The sequence below is a fragment of the Jiangella rhizosphaerae genome (assembly GCF_003579925.1).
In the GTDB taxonomy this organism is placed as follows: domain Bacteria; phylum Actinomycetota; class Actinomycetes; order Jiangellales; family Jiangellaceae; genus Jiangella; species Jiangella rhizosphaerae.
In genome coordinates this window covers 1-1,852 of the sequence record NZ_QUAL01000253.1, presented here as the reverse complement: position 1 = coordinate 1,852, position 1,852 = coordinate 1, and the positions used below count along the sequence as shown (strand labels likewise).

Genomic DNA, 1,852 nt, shown 5'->3' with positions numbered 1-1,852 from the left:
GTCACCCGACGCTCACACCGGCACCCCGCCCCGTCGAGCAGCACCCCGGCACACAAGATCCTGACAGAGAGATCTTGGAGTAAAGCCGCCAATCCTGGGCGATTTGTCCGAAAGATGGCGGCATTACGCCAAGATCAACTTCGTGAGGGGCGCTGGGGGCGACGGTGCGGTCATTGTTGCGGGAATGTGTCCCGCATGCGGCATCCGTCCGCTATCGTCCATTGTGACGCTTGGTGATGCCGAGTGTCACAATTCCCGGACGGCGGATGGGAGGAGCGGCCGCGACCGGCCGCGCAGCGCTCATGACTCGTACCTCGACCACCCACCACCAGCGATCCCCTCGCTCCATCGCCCGCACGGCCGTCACGCTCGGTGTGGCGGCCGTCGTGCTCGTGGGCGCGGCCATCGGCGCGGCGGCGGACGCGTCGGCGACGGAAACGGCGGAGGCGGCGGACGACGTGCCGTCGGCCGTCGTCACCCTGGGCGACTCGTACTCGTCGGGCTTGGGCGCCGGCGGCTACCTCGACGACTGCGACCGCACGCCACAGGCGTGGAACAACCTGGTCTTCGGCAACGCCGTGACCGACCGGACGCTCCTGGCCTGTTCCGGCGCCGCGATTCCCGACGTGGCCCAGCAGGTGCAGCAGCTGGCCGCGATCCCGGGTGCCGGCGACCGGCTGATCACCGTCACGGTGGGCGGCAACGACGCCGGGTTCGCCGACGAACTGGTGAACTGCCTGGTGTCGTTCGTGTCGTGTACCCGCCGCGAGGCCGAGCTCTCCGCGCTCATCAGCGGCCTGCACCAGCCGCTCGTCCAGCTCTACGACGCCGTCCAGGCGGCCGCGCCCGGCGACGAGGTGATCGTCGGCGGCTACCCGATGCTCGTCCCCGACCCCGCGGTGCGCAGCGACTGCCCCGCCCTGACCGGCCTGCTGTCGACGTCCGAGCGGCAGATGATCCGCCGGCTGGGCATGCTGCTCAACGACGTCATCGACGGCGCCGCCGCCGAGGCCGGCGTCGAGTCGGCCTCCGACGAGGTCGCCGCCGTCTTCGACGGTCACGAGGCGTGCGCCAACGCCCCCGGCGACTGGCTCTACGGGCTGAAGATCTCGTGGACCGACTCGACCGAGCCGACTGCGCCGGCCACCGCGAGCGCGTCGCCGTACCGGCCGCAGTGGGACATCGTGTCGTCCTTCGTGCGCGACTCCTTCCATCCGACGGTGAACGGCCAGGCGGGGTACGCGGTGGCGTTCGAGGAGGCCTGGGCGGCACGCTGACCCTGCCCGCCGCGCGGGACGCCCGAGGTCAGCCGGTGCCAGTGGTGGTGGCGCCGCGGCTCCTCGGGCGGCTCGCGCCGCGTTTCCCGCGGCCGGCGGGGTGGGGCTCCACGAGGTCGAACGCGGTGCACAACCACCGGCCGTCGTCGGCCTCGAGACGCAGCACCACGGCCCGCGTCGTCGGTCCCAGCTGCACCACGACGCTCGCCTCGGCCACGGAGGGGGTGACGCGGCAGACCCGCAGCGCCCGGATCCGTGGCCGCTCGGCCGACGCCGCCTCCTGCGCGACCGCCCTGCGGGTCAGGTCGCGGTAGACCGGCTCCGCGGTCCAGCGGACCAGCTGCTGCACCGGGCGCCGGCCGTGCAGGCACTCCAGCGCCGACCGGGCCAGCCGTGCCGTCCACCGCCGCGGGTCGGGGAGCTCGTCCGGTCCGGATCGTCCCGTCCGTGCCGCCATCCCAGCTCGGCAGCTCGCCTCGGCGTCACCGACTGGCGCGGGAGCGCCGGCGGGCGCCGCGACGCGGGCGGCGGGCGCTGTGCCACGGGCGCTCCCGGCGGGCGCTGCGGAGGCGACG

2 protein-coding genes are annotated in these 1,852 nt (G+C 73.6%); one reads left to right on the top strand and one right to left on the bottom strand.

Going from position 1 to position 1,852, the window contains the following annotated elements; translation table 11 throughout:
• Window positions 1–302 precede the first annotated feature (302 nt).
• The gene (locus DY240_RS22905; RefSeq protein ID WP_147375459.1) at window positions 303–1,277 is read left to right on the top strand and encodes an SGNH/GDSL hydrolase family protein; all 975 of its coding nucleotides are present in this window, start codon (window positions 303–305) and stop codon (window positions 1,275–1,277) included.
• 28 nt (window positions 1,278–1,305) lie between these two features.
• On the opposite strand, the gene DY240_RS22900 is transcribed toward DY240_RS22905, so the two are convergent.
• A complete protein-coding gene (locus tag DY240_RS22900) occupies window positions 1,306–1,734 on the bottom strand; it encodes an Rv3235 family protein (protein WP_119662094.1) in 429 nt (142 codons plus the stop codon).
• Window positions 1,735–1,852 lie beyond the last annotated feature (118 nt).